This is a genomic window from Paenibacillus sp. IHBB 3054 (genome assembly GCF_051594305.1).
Lineage (GTDB): Bacteria > Bacillota > Bacilli > Paenibacillales > Paenibacillaceae > Paenibacillus_AQ.
Window position 1 is genome coordinate 47,636 of sequence record NZ_JBOFBG010000025.1, and the last position, 18,971, is coordinate 66,606.

At 52.0% G+C, this 18,971-nt stretch carries 14 protein-coding genes and 1 tRNA gene; 4 read left to right on the plus strand and 11 right to left on the minus strand.

The window, feature by feature from the left end; genetic code table 11:
* The first annotated feature begins 46 nt into the window (after positions 1-46).
* On the plus strand, positions 47-3,787 hold the full coding sequence (locus ACQ76X_RS23350) for an alpha-L-arabinofuranosidase C-terminal domain-containing protein (protein WP_438496140.1): 3,741 nt from the start codon (positions 47-49) through the stop codon (positions 3,785-3,787).
* A gap of 153 nt (positions 3,788-3,940) precedes the next feature.
* Here the strand turns inward: ACQ76X_RS23350 and ACQ76X_RS23355 are convergent, their stop codons facing one another.
* The 3 genes from ACQ76X_RS23355 to ACQ76X_RS23365 form a co-directional block, all read right to left on the minus strand.
* Positions 3,941-5,740, minus strand: coding sequence for a helix-turn-helix transcriptional regulator (locus ACQ76X_RS23355; protein WP_438496141.1), 1,800 nt, complete (start codon positions 5,738-5,740; stop codon positions 3,941-3,943).
* A gap of 123 nt (positions 5,741-5,863) precedes the next feature.
* The gene (locus tag ACQ76X_RS23360) at positions 5,864-6,853 is read right to left on the minus strand and encodes a hypothetical protein (RefSeq protein WP_438496142.1); all 990 of its coding nucleotides are present in this window, start codon (positions 6,851-6,853) and stop codon (positions 5,864-5,866) included.
* Between the two features lie 4 nt (positions 6,854-6,857).
* Positions 6,858-7,295: a DUF3788 domain-containing protein gene (locus tag ACQ76X_RS23365; protein ID WP_438496143.1), complete on the minus strand. Its 438-nt coding sequence runs from the start codon at positions 7,293-7,295 to the stop codon at positions 6,858-6,860.
* Positions 7,296-7,517: 222 nt separating this feature from the next.
* Here ACQ76X_RS23365 and ACQ76X_RS23370 point away from each other — a divergent pair.
* A tRNA-Leu gene (locus ACQ76X_RS23370) sits at positions 7,518-7,601 on the plus strand.
* Between the two features lie 91 nt (positions 7,602-7,692).
* On the opposite strand, the gene ACQ76X_RS23375 is transcribed toward ACQ76X_RS23370, so the two are convergent.
* Positions 7,693-8,061, minus strand: a complete 369-nt coding sequence (locus ACQ76X_RS23375; protein WP_438496172.1) for a helix-turn-helix transcriptional regulator — start codon at positions 8,059-8,061, stop codon at positions 7,693-7,695.
* 168 nt (positions 8,062-8,229) lie between these two features.
* Here ACQ76X_RS23375 and ACQ76X_RS23380 point away from each other — a divergent pair, with 168 nt between their 5' ends.
* Positions 8,230-9,621 carry an MATE family efflux transporter gene (locus ACQ76X_RS23380; RefSeq protein ID WP_438496144.1) on the plus strand — a complete coding sequence of 464 codons (1,392 nt, stop codon included), beginning with the start codon at positions 8,230-8,232 and terminating at the stop codon, positions 9,619-9,621.
* A 106-nt stretch (positions 9,622-9,727) separates the two neighbouring features.
* On the opposite strand, the gene ACQ76X_RS23385 is transcribed toward ACQ76X_RS23380, so the two are convergent.
* From ACQ76X_RS23385 to udk, 7 genes are all read right to left on the minus strand, one after another.
* Positions 9,728-11,062 carry a 6-phospho-beta-glucosidase gene (locus tag ACQ76X_RS23385; protein ID WP_438496145.1) on the minus strand — a complete coding sequence of 445 codons (1,335 nt, stop codon included), beginning with the start codon at positions 11,060-11,062 and terminating at the stop codon, positions 9,728-9,730.
* Between the two features lie 6 nt (positions 11,063-11,068).
* A complete protein-coding gene (locus ACQ76X_RS23390) occupies positions 11,069-12,064 on the minus strand; it encodes an N-acetylglucosamine kinase (protein WP_438496146.1) in 996 nt (331 codons plus the stop codon).
* Between the two features lie 163 nt (positions 12,065-12,227).
* Complete coding sequence (locus ACQ76X_RS23395) at positions 12,228-13,217, minus strand: LacI family DNA-binding transcriptional regulator (protein ID WP_438496147.1); 990 nt, start codon at positions 13,215-13,217, stop codon at positions 12,228-12,230.
* An 82-nt stretch (positions 13,218-13,299) separates the two neighbouring features.
* Positions 13,300-14,688 (minus strand): ABC transporter substrate-binding protein, encoded by a 1,389-nt coding sequence (locus tag ACQ76X_RS23400; protein ID WP_438496148.1) that lies wholly within the window; start codon positions 14,686-14,688, stop codon positions 13,300-13,302.
* 55 nt (positions 14,689-14,743) lie between these two features.
* Complete coding sequence (locus tag ACQ76X_RS23405) at positions 14,744-15,622, minus strand: carbohydrate ABC transporter permease (protein WP_038584816.1); 879 nt, start codon at positions 15,620-15,622, stop codon at positions 14,744-14,746.
* Complete coding sequence (locus tag ACQ76X_RS23410; protein WP_340895418.1) at positions 15,619-16,476, minus strand: carbohydrate ABC transporter permease; 858 nt, start codon at positions 16,474-16,476, stop codon at positions 15,619-15,621. The genes ACQ76X_RS23405 and ACQ76X_RS23410 overlap by 4 nt, the downstream gene beginning before the upstream one ends.
* Positions 16,477-17,022: 546 nt before the next feature.
* On the minus strand, positions 17,023-17,664 hold the full coding sequence (gene udk, locus ACQ76X_RS23415) for a uridine kinase (protein ID WP_038584819.1): 642 nt from the start codon (positions 17,662-17,664) through the stop codon (positions 17,023-17,025).
* 192 nt (positions 17,665-17,856) lie between these two features.
* Here udk and ACQ76X_RS23420 point away from each other — a divergent pair, with 192 nt between their 5' ends.
* Positions 17,857-18,948: a threonine aldolase family protein gene (locus tag ACQ76X_RS23420; protein ID WP_438496149.1), complete on the plus strand. Its 1,092-nt coding sequence runs from the start codon at positions 17,857-17,859 to the stop codon at positions 18,946-18,948.
* The last annotated feature ends 23 nt before the right edge of the window (positions 18,949-18,971 follow it).

Below are 18,971 nucleotides of genomic sequence, written 5' to 3' on the forward strand. Positions count from 1 at the left end.
AAACTGATTCATATTTATATTAAATAAAAGGTTGGGAGAGACCCTAATGACTAATTTCCGCGATCAAATCATTGCACATTACAAATTCGAGGATGCAGGCCATATCGCTAAAGACAGCTCTGGACAAGGGCGGAACGGAGAGGCCTTCGGCAAGGTAGCACCGGTAATCTCCGAGGTGAGCGGCAGAGTGGCTGCAACATTTGCGGGTGGCGATGCAGGAACCTCGTATGTCCGGCTTCCGGCGGACTTGCTTCAAGATGTAAGCGACAACACGGGGATAACCGTTGCTGCATGGGTGAACTTTGCCAAGGGCTCTAACGTATGGGAGCGGATCTTTGACTTCGGCAAAGGAGAGAAAGGGCCTTATCTGTTCCTGACACGTAATTTGCGCGGTACCCTGTCTGCCCACGGTGATTTGGCCGTTGATCCTGGCAGAGGATTTGCCGTGGGCGAATGGATGCATATTGCCATGTCCGTAGCAGGTACACAAGGCGGAACTTTAAGCAGTGCGGGTCCGGTGGTGTATGTGAACGGTGAAGCCGTGGCCGACGGCTCGATCAGCCAGACCTCCAGCGGCAACTATGCCCAGCTGCGCAGATGGTTCGCGACCTTTACGGATTCGGACAACTACAGCAGCAACTTTATCGGCCGTTCGCAGTTTGCTGCAGATGCAGATTTTGCCGGCTCGCTCTCGGATATGCGGATTTATAAAGCGGGCTTGTCGATGGACGAGGTCATTGAGGTGATGTGCGATTCTTTGAGTGATGAAGAGATCGTAAGGCTGGCCAGAGACAAGTATCTTGCCTTCCCCACGACCATAATCACTAAGGACTTGTCACTGCCGGCTTCGCTGATGGGCGGAAAAGTTGAAGTGAGCTGGAAATCTAGCCAGCCTGCGGCGCTTCTGGATAATGGACAGGTTCAGGAAATAAGATCTGCTCAAGCGGCAACCCTTACCGCAGTTCTGACCCGGGGGCCTGTCTCTATGGAAAAAAGCTTCGACGTCTCAGTGCTGCCGCAGGACCTGCCTCCATATACACTGACCATCCATGGGAATAAGGAAATCCTCGATGTCAGCGAGGTGATGTACGGCTTGTTCTATGAAGACATTAACAACGCAGCGGACGGCGGAATTTATGCTGAGCTGGTGCAGAACCGCTCGTTCGAATCTTTTGCTTTTGATACCTATTCCCATACTTCCGGGGAATGCGGCTGCTCCACCGGCCGGAACCGCGAGCCCTTATTCGCGTGGTCCGGAGATACCGGCAAGATGCTCCCGCAGCACAGCGGCGGACTAAATGAACATTTTGGCGTAAAGGACCCGGAAGTAAATGCTTATTATGTGACGGTGGCGGATGGCGCCGTGATTCAAAACAAAGGGTTTGCCGATTCCAACGGAAATTGTGCCATGTCCATAATAGCGGGCGCCAAGTACGATTTCACAATCTGGGCGAAGGCAGAGTCAGCCGGTATAATTACGCTGCAGCTTCAGGGAGCGGACGGGTCAGCGATCAGTGATTCCGTAATCGTGAAAGTGGAGGGCGGTAACACCTGGAAGAAGTATGGAGTGGATGCCAAGCTTGTGCTGACGGGTTCGGCTACGGCTCTTGGCCAGCTGGCGCTTGCTTTTGCGGGTGAAATTTCGATCGACATGGTGTCCCTGGTTCCGCAGGATGTATGGGGGGCAGGCGAGGAAGAGCACTCCCGGTCGGCTCACGCCAACTATACGGGCAACCCGAACTACCGGCTGAGAAAAGATCTGGTGAACGCGCTTGTTGGCATGCATCCGAAATTCCTGCGTTTCCCCGGCGGCTGCATCTCTGAAGGCTCCTTTATTTGGGAGAATGTGTATGACTGGAAGGATTCCATCGGAGCGGTTGAGCTGCGCAAAGAAAATTACAACGTATGGGGCTACATGATGACTATGGGCCTTGGCTATATGGAATATTTCCAGCTGGCAGAAGACCTTAATGCAACTCCGCTTCCGGTGATGGCTTGCGGCGTGCTGTGCCAGGCGCGTTCGGACTACGCCCATCCGGCCGGAGGCGAATTACGGGAGTATTACATCAAGAACTTTACCGACCTGATCGACTTCGCCATCAGCATGGACTTCGAGAATAACGAATGGGCGGCCATGCGCAGCAAGATGGGCCATGAAGCTCCGTTTGATCTGCGCTATCTGGGCGTAGGCAACGAGAACTGGGGTACAGAGTTCTTCGCCAACTTTGAAGTGTTCAAGACTTCGATTGATGCCTATATGGAGCAGAACTATCCGGGGCATGAGTTGCATATTATCTCCACGGTTGGCGCGCAAGCGGACGATGATGCGTATCAACAGGGCTGGAAGTTCCTGAGCGGCAATCTCAGCGGATCGGCTGAGGTGGCTTTTGCCGACGGGCATAAAGTAATTGAAGAAACGGTAACCTGGTACGGGCAGCAGAGCAACTACATGGACACGATTGCCGATGAGCATTACTACCGTTCCAATGACTATCTGCTTGCGAATGCCGACCGGTATAATTACTACTATAGAGCATATAACGCAGACGGCAGCATCGACTGGAAGGAAACCTCCAAGGTATTTGTCGGGGAATATGCTTCTACGGACAAAAATACACTGGCTGGTGCAGTAGCAGAGGCAGCGGTTATGACCGGATTCGAAAACAATGCGGATGTCGTTCTGCTCGCCGCCTATGCGCCGCTGTTCAACAAGGTGCTGACGGACGGGACCTACCGCTGGACACCGGACTGCATCTGGTTCGACGATGAGACGGTCTGGTTCACCCCGAACTATTATGTGCAGCAGCTGTATGCCAAATATTTGGGCAATAAAGTACTGGCAACCTCCTTCTCTACGTATAGAAACGGCAAACCGGCAGCGCTCCTCCCTCATGGCGGAATTGAAGTGGCGGCAGGCAATGCTGATATTCTGGTGAAGCGCGTGACCGTAACGTCGAATAAGGATGGCTGTGTGCTGCTTGATCAGGACTTTACACAGGCGCTGGATCCGGCTTGGCAGACCATCCCCGGCTCCGCAGGGTATACCGTTCAGGCGGATAAAGGGCTTGTACTTAAAGCTCAGACCAGCGGGCTGAACGGCCTTTACATCCTGAATGACAGCTGGACCGATTACAAGGTGGAGGTTGTTGCTTCACGAATCGCGGGGGAGGACGGTTTCTACGTGGGCGCAGGGCTGACTGACATTTCACCGGAGAACAAGGATGTCCTCGAATATGCCATCAGCTATGGCGGCAACGCTACCGGTGTGAAGGTGTACAAGCAAGGCGTGGAAGCCTATACCTTGGGCGACTACTCTTCCAGCACGGCGGCCGGCAATCTTAGAGCAGCCAGCTATGAAGAGATTTCCGACAACACGGAATACACGATTACAGTGAATTACGGCGGTGAAACCGGAGAGAGCCTGATCTGTTCGTATACGGATGGCAGAGCAGCCAGCAAGGTGCTGGACTACAAGTTGGAGGCCTACAACAGAGAGATCTTCAACTCGGTTACAAAAGACGCGAAGCATGTGTATGTAAAGCTTGTGAATGCCGATGATGTAGACAAAATAACGCAGCTGCAGCTTGAAGATTTGAAGGTCGAGGCAGCCGCGAAGCTGATCACCTTGACTGGCGAAGCCCAGCTTGTACATGTGCCTAATGTAAACCAGAAAAACAATGAGCAAATCGTGCCTGACGAGCGGGAGATTACACTGAACAGCAGCAATATTGTTCTTAATCTGCCTGCTAACTCGGTGAATGTGCTGGTGCTGAATCTTAAGGCATAAAGAAGCGTCTGCTCTGTACTATGCAGGCCTTCGCCAGGAATTGCCCGCGTGATCCCTCCAAATAAGCTGAACAAAAGAACCTGTCACCCAGTTCAAGGGCCACAGGTTCTTTTATCATTTGTTCCTGTACTTCTATCTATGAAGAAAAAGTCTTTAAGCCTCTGCATGGCGCTGGCTGTTCTCCAGTATCTCTTTAGCCAGCTCATCTCCACGGTGTTCAAGCATGCTTACGGTTTGCAGTAGCTCCGCCTGCCGGCTTCGGTGCTCATTCGTCCAGAATGGGTGGGGGGAAACGCCCGGCTCTATAGAAGCTGGATCGGTCATTCCCTTGTAAAAACCTTCAAGTAAGGCGTCGATCTGTTCATACACCCCGGCCATCTCAGCCAGCGCGCCGGCTTCGGCAGGATGCTGCAGCAGCGGCAGCGATGCTTTTAAGTAAGCTGCGGCGCTTCTACGGGCATCGGTTAGTGCCATCATGCAAAAGTGGTTTACGCTGAACCTGCGTTCAAAATCAGAGGTTTCTGCATCTTGGTACCACCGGCTGCTGAGCAGACCTTCGCACCAGGTATCCAAAGCCTTATAGCCGAGCCGGTAGCCTCTATTGTCATCGGCCCTCATGGAGTCCAGCTTGACCCTGAGTGAAGCATAGAAGTTGTCCAGAGCTGACGGTACATGAGCCTGGCTGTCAAAGCGCATTAGCATATAGGGCCAGTGGTCCACATATAAATAGCCCTTGCTGACCTTCATATCGCTCTGGAATTCTGGGTCGTCGTGCAGACTCTCGAAGGTTTCCCCGTCAAAATAGCTGCGGCACAGCAGGGTATCCCCATTGTCCAAGTACCCTGTAATTACGCCCCACTCGGGGGCAATTCTGAGGTTGATCGCTATCGGCAGCTGATGCTTCCGGATGCTGTCCATTAGTTTTTGCTTCTCCTGTTTGCGTTCTTCCGGTGTAAGCCGGTTCGCCCGGCTGGCTGTAAGACCATAGGCTTTATGGGCAGCAGCTGAATAATCGTAGGCTACGAGCGCATCGGCTGAGCTATAATCCCACACAGGTGTAAAAGAAATTCTCCAGCATGCCCCGGACACCCCCATTACCTGCTCATAGGTAGTCTCAATCCCCCTTGTGCTCAAAGATAGATAGAAGGCTCCTGCCCATGAGCAGTCCATTCCTTGGCCGAAGCCAAGTCGGCCTACATTCTCAACAATATAATGCTGCCGGGACGGTTGGATGGCGAAGAGGCGGGTCCGGTCCGGGCTGTAGTGAATCTGCTCACCTTCGGCACAGCTTACCGCATGAATACCCTCGGCATTCAAGTAGAGGAGCAGCAGATAATCGTTGCCATCATTGTCGATAAGGCTTGGGAAAAGCTCGTGGCTGACCGTAAAATGCTCCCACTGAAAGAACTCATAATGCTGCATCTTCTTTAAAACATTCCGGTGGATCAGCTCATTGCCATAGGAGGCGTACACAAATTCCAGTCCGCTTTTGCCGGAGAGATACCCTTTGGAATGGACATCAATCGTCAGAAGCTGTTCTTTCAGCGCATAGGCTGAATAGATTCCCGCAGGTGTCTCATATCTGACAATCAGCACCTTGGAGCGGTCGCCGGACAGACAGCCGGGGAAGGTATGGTCGCTTACGGTGAAGGACAGTCTGTTACCGGCCACGAACTGGTTCACAAAATGGGTGACATCATGGGAATCCCGTCCATCTGTGTATACGGCGGAAAGTACGACTAATTCCTGGGGCAGCAAAATGCCGTCAATGGGGTGGTCCAGTACACTGGACAGCAAAGGCAGGGTGGCGGTTTCGGGCAGGGACTTCCCCGTTTCCCATTTGGAGACGGCTTGAGCCGTGACATTGAGCTGTTCGGCCAATTGTTCTTGAGACAGCTGTTTTTCTTTACGGAGCATGGCGATGCGTTTGCCGACTTTTTCGCTACTGATCATAGTTACCTCTCCCGAAATTGAATTCGACGTCGTAATTTCATTATAATCCCGGACTATGGAATAACCATGGATTCAAGGAGGGGAGAGGGGCGGTGTTTTCCAACCGGCAGTTGAGCCGGACCGTCATGGACATTTTTCCAGAACAATCAGCTCCCCGTCCCATTCAGGAACAAACAGCTGGCCGTCATAATAATCGAGGCTGCATATTCTCGGCAGCTGAAGGCTGAAGGGATCGGACGTATCCAGAGCATGCTCCGCTGGAGAAGCGATGTGCGGGGTTCCGGCAATAGTGGTGATGATCCCGGAGCTATGGTCAACTCTGCGGACGACATGATTTTGTGTGTCCCCGATATACAGATTGGAGGCTTCGTCGAGAGATAGTGACCATGGCCCGTCAAAATGTTCTCCGCTGCTTGAACCGAAGGTAGCCTGGAGCGCAGATCCCCCATCTCCGGTGTAACCGCCGCTGCCCGTTCCCGCAATCACCGTGACTTCTTCATTAACGGGGTCAATTTTGCGTACACAGTAGTTTTTACTGTCCAGCACATACAGGTTTCCATCCGCCCCTCGTCTTAAGTCATAAATCCAGTTAAACTGCACCTGTTCAAAAGATACCTTATCCGCTTGAAACCCCGCTTCTCCATTACCGAGCGTAGCGATTAAGGTTCCATGCAGATCGAATTTACGGACCCGGCAGCCAGTGACTTCGTTAATCCACAAGAACCCGGAAGGATCGTACTCACAATTCCCCAAGTCTTTTAGACCCCACGCCGCTCCGTCAATCAACAGTTGAACCTGTCCCGAAGTAGGGGTAATTGCGAACACTTTGTTATTTCCGCTGCTGGCGACGATAACGGTCTCCTTATCCGGAAAGGTAATATAAGTAGGGTTGAGGATATCCGCATAGATATGCCTAACATGCTCTCTGACGATCTGATTACCGGCCGTCCAGTTCAGAGTATTCGTATCCGTCGCGATTTCCCCAACCCAGTGTGTATCATGGTCTAGAATATACCGGGTACCCTGTGGATTATGAAAGCCAAAGTGGCAGTAGCCGTCGATAAGCTTCCGTTCTTTTCCGAATTGCAGCCGCTCTTTAATTCTCCAGTTCATCCAATCACCCCCGCTTCTTGGGTTTTTTCTTGATCAGGATCATTTGCTCAATATCCTTAAGTTCATCTATAGAATGCACTTTAATCCATAGCCATCGGCCATCGTGGAATTGAGCAGCAGCTTCATACACCGACTTGAAATATGCCCCGAACTCTTCCATCTTGCCCGTATACGCTTCGATCTCCTTTTTCCCGAGTACAAGCAGAACGGTAAAGCCCTCTTTCTCCGGAAACATAGTAAAAAGTGTCTTCCCGCTCCTGCGGTATCTCACATTCCAGCCATAATTTTTTCCGCCAAAATTGAGTTCTGGCTGGTGATCGTAATTTTGTTCGGCAAAGCGGCTGAGTTCGATCCATGCTTGCTTGGCCTCTGCGCCAATAAACGAATAGATCTGTTCTTCCGTAGGAACAACCTCTTTATCACATAATCGCTGGCTATTCACTTGGACACCTCCTTCATTCTGCTATCCAGTCCGCGAGGAATAAATGAAGACCGGATGGGAAACCGTTAGTAATAATATATAGCTATGAAAGCGGTATACCTATGATATTAGTCTTAAACGGCAGGCCTTTCATTGGAGAATTTAAATGCTAAATAAAAATTAACTTGCCCTCCTGTTAAATTCATGATATATTAATTCCTGCACTGCAATAAACATTACTTTGCGGTCATGGCGGAATTGGCAGACGCGCTGGCTTCAGGTGCCAGTGGTAGCAATATCGTGGAGGTTCGAGTCCTCTTGACCGCATACCGAGAAAGAAAGCTTCTGAATTGTCCCTACGGACAGCTCAGGAGCTTTTTTTCATTGAGTTCAGCGGCTAAAATGAGCTTCACTCATCTTAGTAGGACAACAGGGTTGAGCTTGGACTGGACGAGGCCTGATGCTTACGGAACGCAGACGGAGACATGCCGCTAAGCTTATTGAATACACGGTTGAACTGGGAAAAGCTATTGAATCCGCACTGCTCGGCGATGTCGGAAATCTTCTGCCGGGTGATGATCAGCAATTGCTGGGCATTGCGGACCCGGGTCATCTGGATATATTCGGTCAGTGTAAAACCGGTGACCAATTTGAACTGGTGCGATAAATAATAGGGACTGATATAGAACTCCCTGGAGATGAACTCCAGAGACAGCTCGCTATTGTAGTGACTGTGGACATACGCGGTGATTGAATATATTTTTTGCTGTCCTTCATTTTTGGACAGGAAGGAAAATTCACTTCAGGATGACCCCGTTCGATAAGACGTTCACCCTTACTCTCTCTCCTTCTATGATAAGAGGATAACAGTTGCAAGAATCGACAGCTTTCTTGACTTCTGCCCTTCATATGTTAGAATTACGAGGCCCAAATTCTAATATAAAGAAGTGAAGTTATGCTAGAGCCAAAGGTAAAGGTGAAACAGGGCCGCCTGTTTCTCGACAAGCATTTTTCCGGAGAATCCATTGACTATCGCCAGATAATCTCGCTATTTATTCCTCTTCTGGTCGATCAGGCATTTGTAGTTGGTCTGAATCTAGTGAATACAGCGATGATCAGCTCGTCCGGTGTGGCGGCGATCAGCGCTGTGAATATGATAGACTCGCTTAATATTTTTCTGATCAGTGTATTTATCGCAGTCTCAACAGGGGGGACGGTTGTTGTCGCCCAGTATAAGGGGAGCGGTAACGAGCTTATGGTCTCCAAGGCCACTGCAGGTGCGGTATCCTCCGTATCTATGATGGCCTTTTTCATCGGTCTGTTCGGGATTGTATTTCACGGTCCGCTGCTGAATGTACTGTTCGGTGCAGCTTCGCCGGAGGTTATGGACAATGCGAGAACGTACCTGATCGGGAGCAGCTTGTCCTATTTGGGCATTGCTGTTGTAGAAGCCGTATGCGGCGCCCTGCGCGGAATCGGAAGGACGAGGGCGTCGCTGGTACTTTCACTGATTATGAACCTGGTCTATGTGCTGCTGAACTTTGTATTTATCAACGGACTGCATATGGGTGTATTCGGCATGACCGTTGCGATTAATATATCCAGATATTTGGCGGCCGTCTGCGCGCTGGTCTATCTGTTCCGGCTGGACAGCAGCCTGCATGTGAAGATCCGCGATCTGCTGGCCTTGAACTGGACGATGCTCAAAAGAATCCTGTCGATCGGCCTGCCGTTTGCCGCAGAGCAGATGTTTTTTAACGGGGGTAAGATTCTGACCCAGATTTTCATTGTCAGCCTGGGCACCTATGCGATTGCTACGAATGCCATCTCATCTACCCTGGCCGGGGTCATGCAGATTCCCGCCAATGCCTTGTCTCTGACGCTCATTACGGTGGTAGGTCAATGTATGGGCAGCAGGAATGTAAAAGACGCCCGGAAATTCGTCAAATCGTTTCTCTGGTTGTCTTCGGCATCCTTTGTCCTGATGGCCTTGCTTATTTTTCCGTTTTTCCATCCGCTGGTGTCGCTGTTTCATCCACCCGCCGAGATTGTCGGGGATATCTTCCTTGTCTTTCTGATTAATTCGCTGGCTCAGATCCCGCTGTGGTCGGTCAGCTTCATTACGCCTTCGGCGCTTAGAGCGGCAGGAGACTCGAAATTCACCTCCATGGTGTCGATGCTGTCCATGTGGCTGTTCCGCGTAGTGTTGGGATATGTTCTGGGTATCGTACTTAATATGGGCATAGTCGGGGTATGGCTGGCGATGAACTGTGAGTGGGGCGTGCGGGGCTTCATCTTCCTGCGGCGTTTCCTTGGAGAGAAGTGGGTGAAGCACCGGGTCATCTAGATAGACATTGAAACCCTGCTTCCATCCTGAAAAAAATGAGAGACTGCCTCATCCGCTGCATCATACGCGGGCGGAGCAGTCTCTTCTGAGTTAGGGGAGTAGTTGCTTATTGCGCCGGAGCGGGAACCGCTGCGGATGGGAAGAAGTTGGGCAGATACTCCTTATTCGCTTCCAGCATTTCATCAAGCATAGCGATAGCTACCTCGACCGAAGGGACCAGCGGATGGTGAGCCATCGCTTGAATAGCCAGGCTGCGGTCACCGCTTACGGCGGCATCAATTGCAAGCTGCTCGTAGGTTTTGACGGCATGGATGAGCCCTTTGGCCATCTGCGGAATTCTGGTCAGCGGCAGCGGCAGCGGTCCGGTCTTGGTCACGACACAGTTGACCTCGATACTGGCATCCTCCGGAAGAAAGTCAAAGATACCGCGGTTAGCGACATTAAGGGTCTGGATGTCATTGGTGCCGTTGTGCAGCGAACGCATCAGGTTCACCGCCGCCTCGGAATAAAAGGATCCGCCGCGCTGCTCCAGCTGCTTCGGCTTCTCCTTCAGCTCCAGATTGCTGTAGATCTCAAACAGCTCTTCTTCCACACGCTTTACCACTTCGGCGCGGTTTCCGCCTTCCTTGAACGATTTCTGCTGCTCTTCAAGCATCGCATCGGTCATATAGAAATATTTCAGATAATATGAGGGCACGGCGCGCAGCGATTGCAGGAACTCGGGATTCCACTCCCGTGCGGGCACATTCTTTGCACTGTAGCCGGCAGTGTCGGCCAGCATGTCATCCAGCTTGTCTTCGCCTTCGACATCAATGCGGGTGATCCAGTGCAGATGATTCAGGCCGACAAATTCGGCATAGATCCGGTCAGGTGCGGCGTTATATTTGGCCGATACCTCCTTGATCAGCCCGATGGGGGCATTGCAGAGGCCGATGCTCTTCACGTTCGAATATCTCAGTACGGCTTCGGTCACCATTCCTGCCGGGTTGGTAAAATTCAGCAGCCAGGCGTCAGGCGCTAGCTCTTCGATATCCCGGCAGATGTCCAGGATGACGGGGATCGTGCGCAGCGCTTTCAGCATTCCGCCGGGGCCGGTCGTTTCCTGGCCGATGACGCCGTATTTCAGCGGGATGGATTCGTCGCGTCCCCGGGCATCCAGCATACCGACGCGGATTTGTGTACTGACGAAGTCCGCGCCTTCTATGGCTTTGCGACGGTCGGTGGTGAGGTGGACTTCAATCGGCAGGCCGGACTTTTCGACCATGCGTTTAGCCAGACTGCCGACAATGTTCAGCTTGCGTTGTCCTTGTTCAATATCCACGAGCCAGAGCTCGCGGACCGGGAGCTCCTTGTAATGCAGAATGAATCCTTCTACCAGTTCCGGCGTATACGAAGAGCCTCCGCCGATAACGGCAATTTTCAGTCCTTGCTTAGCTGTCAAGATAAATCACTCCTGTCCTGTTGTGATGGGGATAAGTTCGAAATCCTGAAACACACGCATCTTCTCATAAATATCGCTGGTAATGGTGAGGCCGTCCCTTTCCAGGGCTGACCAGACAGCACCGACCACAGGCTCGGTGGATAAGGTGACCACAGCGGCAAGTGGAGCCGCTTCTTGTACGGCCTGGCTGATAGGTCCACGGATCCAGCCGCGGTCGCCCCGGGTGAGCAGGCTTCCGACAAGCACTACGTCGAAGATGTCATTCTCCATGCCCAGCTTGTGAATGACTGCTGCGGCAGCTTTGCCCAGCTCCATGCCTTGGTGCTGCAGAATCGCTAGCGCCGCAGCATCTCCTTCGGCAGCCGCCGGGAACAACAGGCGGGCAGCGTCAAGTGGCACATGCTTGCCGTGATCAAGAAAGTCATTGTACATATCATCCACCCGCTGATAGCCGAGCAGCTTCAGCAGCGGCGCAGTCAGAAGGGTGGGGGATTCCCGGCCGTCCCAGGCGCGGATAACGGTGCGGAACACTTCGATATTCAGCGAGCCGCCGCCGCCGAAGTCGCCGTACATGTAATCGAAGCCGCCGCATTGATAATGCTGGCCCTGCGGATTGCGTCCGGCGGCGTTGGTGCCTGTGCCGCAGATCAGGGCGACCCCGTAAGGCCGGCCTGTACCCGCCCTTAGTCCAATCATCGGGTCGCCGCTGAGTGTATAATTTGTAAATCCGATCCCGCGTATCATCGGGTGGAGGATATCATAATCCGTCTTCCGGTCGGCGCCGGCAAGCCCGAGATAAGCATGCTTGATATCGCCTAACTGCAGCCCGGCTTCCGCCAGTGCGGCGAAGGAGGCTTCGCGAATGCTCGCAGCGGCTTCCGTAGCGCTAATCTGGTGATTGCCGTTGCCGCTCCTGCCCTTGCCAAGCACATTGCCGTGCTCATCGCAGAGCAGGGCATAGGTTTTGCTTCCTCCCCCATCGATCCCCAAGTAGTAAGTCAATGGTCGTCACTCCTAAAGTTTTGTGAGCATCACTTCTCTGAATCTCTTCATACAAAACTGGCTTCGAAAGCATTTGCTTAGTTTCGTGAGCATCACTTCTCTGAATCTCTTCGTACAAAACTGGCTTCGAAAGTCCGCAGGTGGAAAGATTGCAGGTGCGGTTCTACCTGGAAGTGGTGGAGTCACGTACAATCAGCTCCGGATCAATCCGGATGTTAGCACCGCGTTTCATATTTCCGTTGATGCGTCTGAGCAGCATATCGGCGGCGGCAAGCCCGATTTTATCTGCCGGCTGGCGCAAAGTTGTCAGATGCGGGCGCAGCTGTGAGGCGATATAGTGGTCGTCATATCCGACGATGGCCACCTCTTCCGGCACAGAGATGCCGGCCTCCATCAGCGCGTTGATCAACCCCAGCGCGATATTGTCATCCCCGGCAAATACAGCCGTGGGCAGCTTGCCCGCCTGCAGCCAGCGTTTGCCGGTGTCATAGCCCATGCCGATATCGAAATCGCCATGGACAATCTCAAACGGCTCCAGCCCTTTCTCCTGCAGGGCCTGCAGGAAGCCGCCGCGCCGCTCCCGTGTGCTGCGGAACATCTCATGGCCGCAGAGATGGGCGATGGAGGTATGGCCAAGCCCGAGCAGATGGCTGCCCGCCGCATAGCCGCCCTTGAAGTTATCAATGGTGATGGAATAGGCGTCATTCCCCTCCTGCTGATTATCAATCAGCACATAGGGGATTCCCCGCCGTTTCAATTCCACAATATAATTGTCTTCTTCCATCGGGGAGAGCAGAATCAGGCCATCTACCCGGTCCTCCTGAATCAGATAGTGGTTTTCATTGAAGTCGATGCCTGTCGAGATGGAGATGGCCAGGTAGTAGCCGTGCAGGGCAAGCACGTCATTCAGCTCCTTGACCACGGCATCAAAGAAGGAATCCTGCAGTGTCGTTACGATAAGGCCGATAATCCCGGTCTTGCCGCTGGCAAGGCTGCGCGCAGCCGCATTGGGCCGATAATCCAGCTCCTTGATTGCATCCAGCACCTTCTGGCGGTTATTCTCCCGCACCGTCCCGGCGCCATTCAGCACCCGGGAGACGGTGACAACGGACAATCCCGATTTTTTGGCTACATCAAAAATACTTACTTTCATCGCTAGCGCTCCTTGCGGCGGATTTTCCGAAGCTATATTCTATCTCCAGTATACAAGGCTTACGGACTATCCGCTAAACGTCTTATCTCTTAATAATTTCGGTAACTTTCTTCTGAATGACCGGCATCACCTCTTCAAGGGTTTTGTGTCCGGTCTCGACAGGCTGCAGCTCATTGATGAACATATCATTGATCTGCGAATATTTAGTGATGAGGTGGTTGTAGGATTCATAGCCATATTTAACAGCGCCTTCGTATACCTTCTTCACATCCGCGGGATCAATGCCGTCAAAATGTTTGTAGTAGGCTTCTGCTGCTTCGGTGTTCACAGGCGGGTTGCCGCCGCTCAGCTCAATCGATTTCTCCTGAACTTCAGTCGTCAGCAGGAATTTAATCCATTCAAAAGCTTCCTTCGGATGTTTGGAGTCCTTCAGAATCATCAGCGGGTCGACGAACAGGGTGCTGCGCACCTTGTCATTGCCGCCCCATGGCACTGCGGCCACGCCGATGTTGAACGGGAAATCATTGGCTCCCGCGAGGTTCCACGAGCCGCCGATCGACATGCCGATTTTGCCTGCGACGAATGGATCGCCGTTCTGGCCGGCTACGCTTTTGCTCCACTCGGAGTTCGGCGAGACTTTATCCTTGAAGATCAGATCGAACAGCTTTTGGTATGCGGCAATAACCTCCGGAGAATCGAAATGAGTTTCGGAAGGAACGCCGCCATTGGTCCAGGTGTCCTCGGAGTAAGGCTCCGCCCCAAAATACAGCGGCCGCATATCCCGCTCGGCCCAGGTAAAGTCGACACCGTATTGTGTTTTAGCGATATCGTCGGAGACGAGCGTCATTTTTTTTGCTTCCTCAACCATCTTTTCAAACGTCCAGCTCTTATCTTCATAGTCGCTTGGCGGATAGGACAGCTTCGCAGCATCGAACATATCTTTGTTATAGAGCATCAGGGTGACATACATATTGACCGGGATGCCGTAGGTACGGTTGTTTACGGTGTAGATCTTCATCAGGTTATCCGGTATGTGGTAATCTCCGGCTTTGAAGCCTTCCTCCGCGATCAGGTCGGTCAGATCAAGCAGCATGTCTTTGTTGTAATATTCCGCGAACCCGCCGTAGCCGTAGTGGCTGGTGACATCGGGAGATTTGCCTCCGGCAATCAGCGTCTGGAGCTTGCTGTCAAACTGCTCATACGGCGCTTTCTCTACCTTGACCTTGATGTTCGGGTGCTCCTTCTCGAAATCGGGAATCAGCTTCTCGATAAAGGTGCGGTCTTCCGAATCAATCGTGTAATGGGTAATGGTCACTTGTTTCTCTGAACCGCCGGAGTCTCCGGTGTTTTTGTTTCCCGGGGCCACATTGCCTGCCGACTTGCCTCCTCCGCAGCCTGACAGCATCACCATCAAGGCCATGGACGCTGCAAGCAGCAGGGCGAATGACTTCCTTGTACTGTTCCTTTTCATGAGCGAATCCCTCCATCATTTCAAGTATATTTGGCCGCCAAGAGTACAGCGGAGATTACTTGATGCCTGTCAGTACTATGCCTTCCACGAACTGCTTCTGGGCCACCGCGAACAGGGTGACGATTGGAACCATAGCCAGCACGGAGGCGACCATCAGCAGATGCCAAGGCGGGATGCGGAACCGCGACGAGGTGAGCGAGGCCATGCCGACCGGCAGTGTGAATTTGTCCGAGGAGCTTAAGTAGAGTACCGGTGTGAGCAGATCATTCCAGCTGTAAATAAAAGCGAAGATGGCGACGGTCGCCAGTGCCGGTGCGGACAGCGGCAGCGCAATGGTACGCCACATCTTCAGTTCGCCGCAGCCGTCGATCCGTCCGGCGTCGAACAGCTCCTCGGGCAGCGTAGAGAAGAATTGCCGCAAGAGGAAGATGTTGTAGGCGGAACCGAAGAATGCAGGCACGACCAGCGGCAGGAAGGTGTCGATCCAGTTCATTTTGGAGAAGAGCACGAACTGCGGGATCATGATCGCCGGGTAGGGCAGCATCATCGTGCTCAGCAGCAGGGCGAACCAGAGCTGGTTGCCCCGGCCTCTGTATCTGGCGAAGCCGTAGGCCACCAGTGCCGAGGAGAGCAGGGTGCCAATGACGGTGAGTCCGGCGATGATCAAGCTGTTCTTATACAGTGTGCCGAACTGCAGCGTATCAAAAATCTCCGTGTAATTGCTCCAGGCCCAGCTCTCCGGGAGAAAGGTCGGCGGAAATTTCAGCATTTCCCGCTTCGATTTCAGGGAGGTCGAGACCATGAAGAAGAGCGGAAGCAGCATAAGGAAGGTTGTAATCAGCAAGGTAATGAAGCTGGCGATCTTTACGGGATCCGCCTTCCGCCGGGAATGGGAAGTTGGCACCCGGGGGCTGGTAGCCTTGACGGTACTCATCGGCGTTCCCCTCCTTCGTAATGAACATAACGGTTTGACAGCTTCATAATGATGGCCGTGAACACCAGAACGACGATCAGTAGCACCCAAGCCAGAGCTGACGAGTACCCTGCCCGGTATTCCTTAAAGGCGGTGTTGTACAGATTGTAAACATAGAACCACGTGGAATAATTGGGACCGCCTTGCGTCATGACGAACGCTTGGGTAAAGACCTGGAAGGAGTCGATCAGGCCCATAATCAGCTGGAAAAGCAGTACGGGAGAGATCATCGGCAGCGTAATGTTCTTGAAAATTCTAAAGCGTCCCGCACCGTCCAGTCTGGCGGCTTCAATTAGGCTGGACGGCACGCCCTGCAGCCCCGCAAGGAAGAGAATCATACCGGATCCGGCTGTCCAGAAGGACATGATGATCAGGGCATACAGTGCGGTGTCCGGACTCATCAGCCAGGCCGGGCCGTGAATGCCAAACCAGGAGAGCATGTAGTTGAAGAGGCCGATCTGTGGATTGAAGATCCAGTACCAGAGTAGAGACATCGCGACGCCTGATACCATGCTGGGAAAATACATTGCTGTCCGGAAGAAGCCCCGCAGGGGAATCGTCTGGTGCAGCAGCAGCGCAAAGCCGAGAGCCAGCAGCATCTGTACCGGAACACTGATAAAGGTGTATCTAAGCGTGACCGTTACCGACTTCCAGAACAGATCATTGTGAAACATTTCAGTGTAGTTGGCCAGGCCGATGAACCTGGGAGGGTGAATAATGTCGTAATCGGTGAAGCTGTAGTAAAGCGATGACATGATGGGGTACAGCGCGAAGACCAGGAAACCGATAAGCCAGGGCGAAATAAACAGATACATGTAGAACGTCCGACGCCTGCTCTCACTCTTAATCACGGACACACCAACCTTTCGATCCTAAAAGTATAAGCGCTTTAACTTTTGCCGTAAATAAATGTCGTAAAAAGGCAATATAACTGTATTTATTATTTATAAAGTTTAACCGCTTTAACTTTTAAATCCACCTGATGACATTATCATAGTGGATGAACCGGAAATAATCAACCCTTATTTTATTGAATAAAGCGCTACCAGTTAAATAAAATAACATTCGGTATAGTTTTTTATATTTTATTGCTGAAAAAAACATGAATATTTCATACAAGTGTAAGGTTATATAACTCAGTAGTGTGAATTGGGCGGGGTTTGTTTGATGCCGATTTGCTTTCCTGACTAGAATCCACTGCCAAAGTGGAGCTTTTATTCCATGGATTACTGATATTACTTCAAAAAAACAGGTACCCTCCTTATAAAAAGGACGGTACCTGTTACGTATCATTTCAAAATTCTATTTCTCGCCGAAACGGATACCGTCCTGTTGAGGACGGCGAAGCCGTTTCCACTTGTTTACCGCGTGTTTCCGTTCCACTGCTCATCGCCCGAAAGATATTTCTCGGTCAATACGGACAACAACTCGATGCCAACCTGATTCTGTCCACCTTCAGGGATGATGAGGTCGGCGTATTTCTTGGAGGGCTCGATAAACGCCTCATGCATTGGCTTTACCGTCGTCAGATATTGCGTGTGGATGGAACGGATGGTCCGGCCGCGTTCTTCAATATCCCGCAGCACCCGGCGGAGAATACGCACATCCGGGTCTGTATCCACAAATACCTTGATGTTCAGCTGTTCCCGCAGCTTCTCATCGGAAAGCACATGCAGCCCTTCGAGAATAACAATGTTGTTGGGCGCAAGCTCAACCGTCTTGTCAGTGGAGCGGGCATGAACTGTGAAGTCATACACAGGAGCGTACGCAGCTTGTCCGGCTTTCAGACAATCCAGATGCTCAATCAGCAGTTCCGTATCGAAGGCCAGCGGATGATCGTAATTGATTGCTCCGCGCTCAGCCATGCTGAGGTAAGAATGGTCTTTATAGTAGTTATCCTGAGATATGAACGTCACTTTGTCTGTTCCCAGACGGTCAATGACGGAGCGAGCTACTGTCGTTTTGCCGGAACCGGTCCCGCCGGCGATACCAATAATAAGCATGGTGTTTTAATAAACCTCCCTAAGCGATTGCCTTTGCAATTTCAATATTGTAGCACAGCGGTCAATTTATTTCACCTCGGTACGGGGAATAAAACGTGAACATTCAAAAAATTCAGGAGTTTTGGCCTGAAATGATATAATTTAAGATATTTGATGCAGATGCTGGCATAAATGAAGGGAGAATTTACCGGGATGAGTGAGACAAAATCACTGCTTGAAGCCTTTAACGCCACGGCTGTGAAGTTGGCCGGACACGGGAAACGCGACATTGAAGTATTGAAAGAGGCCTTTGCCGGAGTGGATGGACAGACGGACAGCGATATTTACGGAGGGGGCAGGCTGATCGAGGATTTCCAGGCCGAAATGGCGGAAGTTCTCGGGAAGGAGACGGCGGTCTTTTTCCCCAGCGGAACCATGGCCCAGCAAATTGCGCTTAGAATCTGGTGCGACCGCAAAGGGATGAAGACGGTAGCGTATCATCCTTTATGCCATCTGGAGATTCATGAGCAGGACGGGCTTAAAGAGCTGCATCATATCGAGCCGCTGCTTCTTGCGGATAAGGACAGCTTAATTACACTGGATGATGTGAAGAACATCGGAAGAGATATTGCTTGTCTGCTGCTGGAGCTGCCGCAGCGCGAAATCGGCGGCCAGCTGCCCGAGTATGCCGAGCTTGAAGCCATTTCCGCCTATTGCCGCGGGCAGGGCATTATCCTGCATCTCGATGGCGCGAGATTGTTTGAGGTGCTGCCGTATTACGGGAAGACGGCGGCTGAGGTATGCAGTCTGTTTGACAGCGTATATATCTCCTTCTATAAAGGGATTGGCGGCATCGCCGGTGCCATTCTCGCGGGCAGCAGGGAGTTTACAGAGGAATCGAAGATCTGGAAACGGCGGCATGGCGGCGACTTGGTCAGCCTCTACCCGTACATTGTCCCGGCCCGCTATTATTACCGGCAGAGAGCCGGCAAGATGGGACAATACTATGAGGAGGCCAAGGAGCTTGCTGCTTTGTTGGGCGGCTGCCATAAGGTGTCCACGCTTCCGCAGCAGCCGGTCTCGAACATGTTCCATGTCCATTTTGCCATGGCCAAGGAGCAGCTTGAGCCGATACTGGTTACAGTGTATGAGCAAACCGGAGTGGGGCTGACTGCATCGCTGAGGGAAACAGGGGAAACCTCCTGTTTTTTTGAGATGCATATCGGTGACCGCTATGGCAGTATCCCCAAAACAGAGCTTGGCGCAGCGGTTAAGCTGCTAGATCAACTGATAAAGCAAGCGTAACAAGGTTCAAATGGCATCCTCCC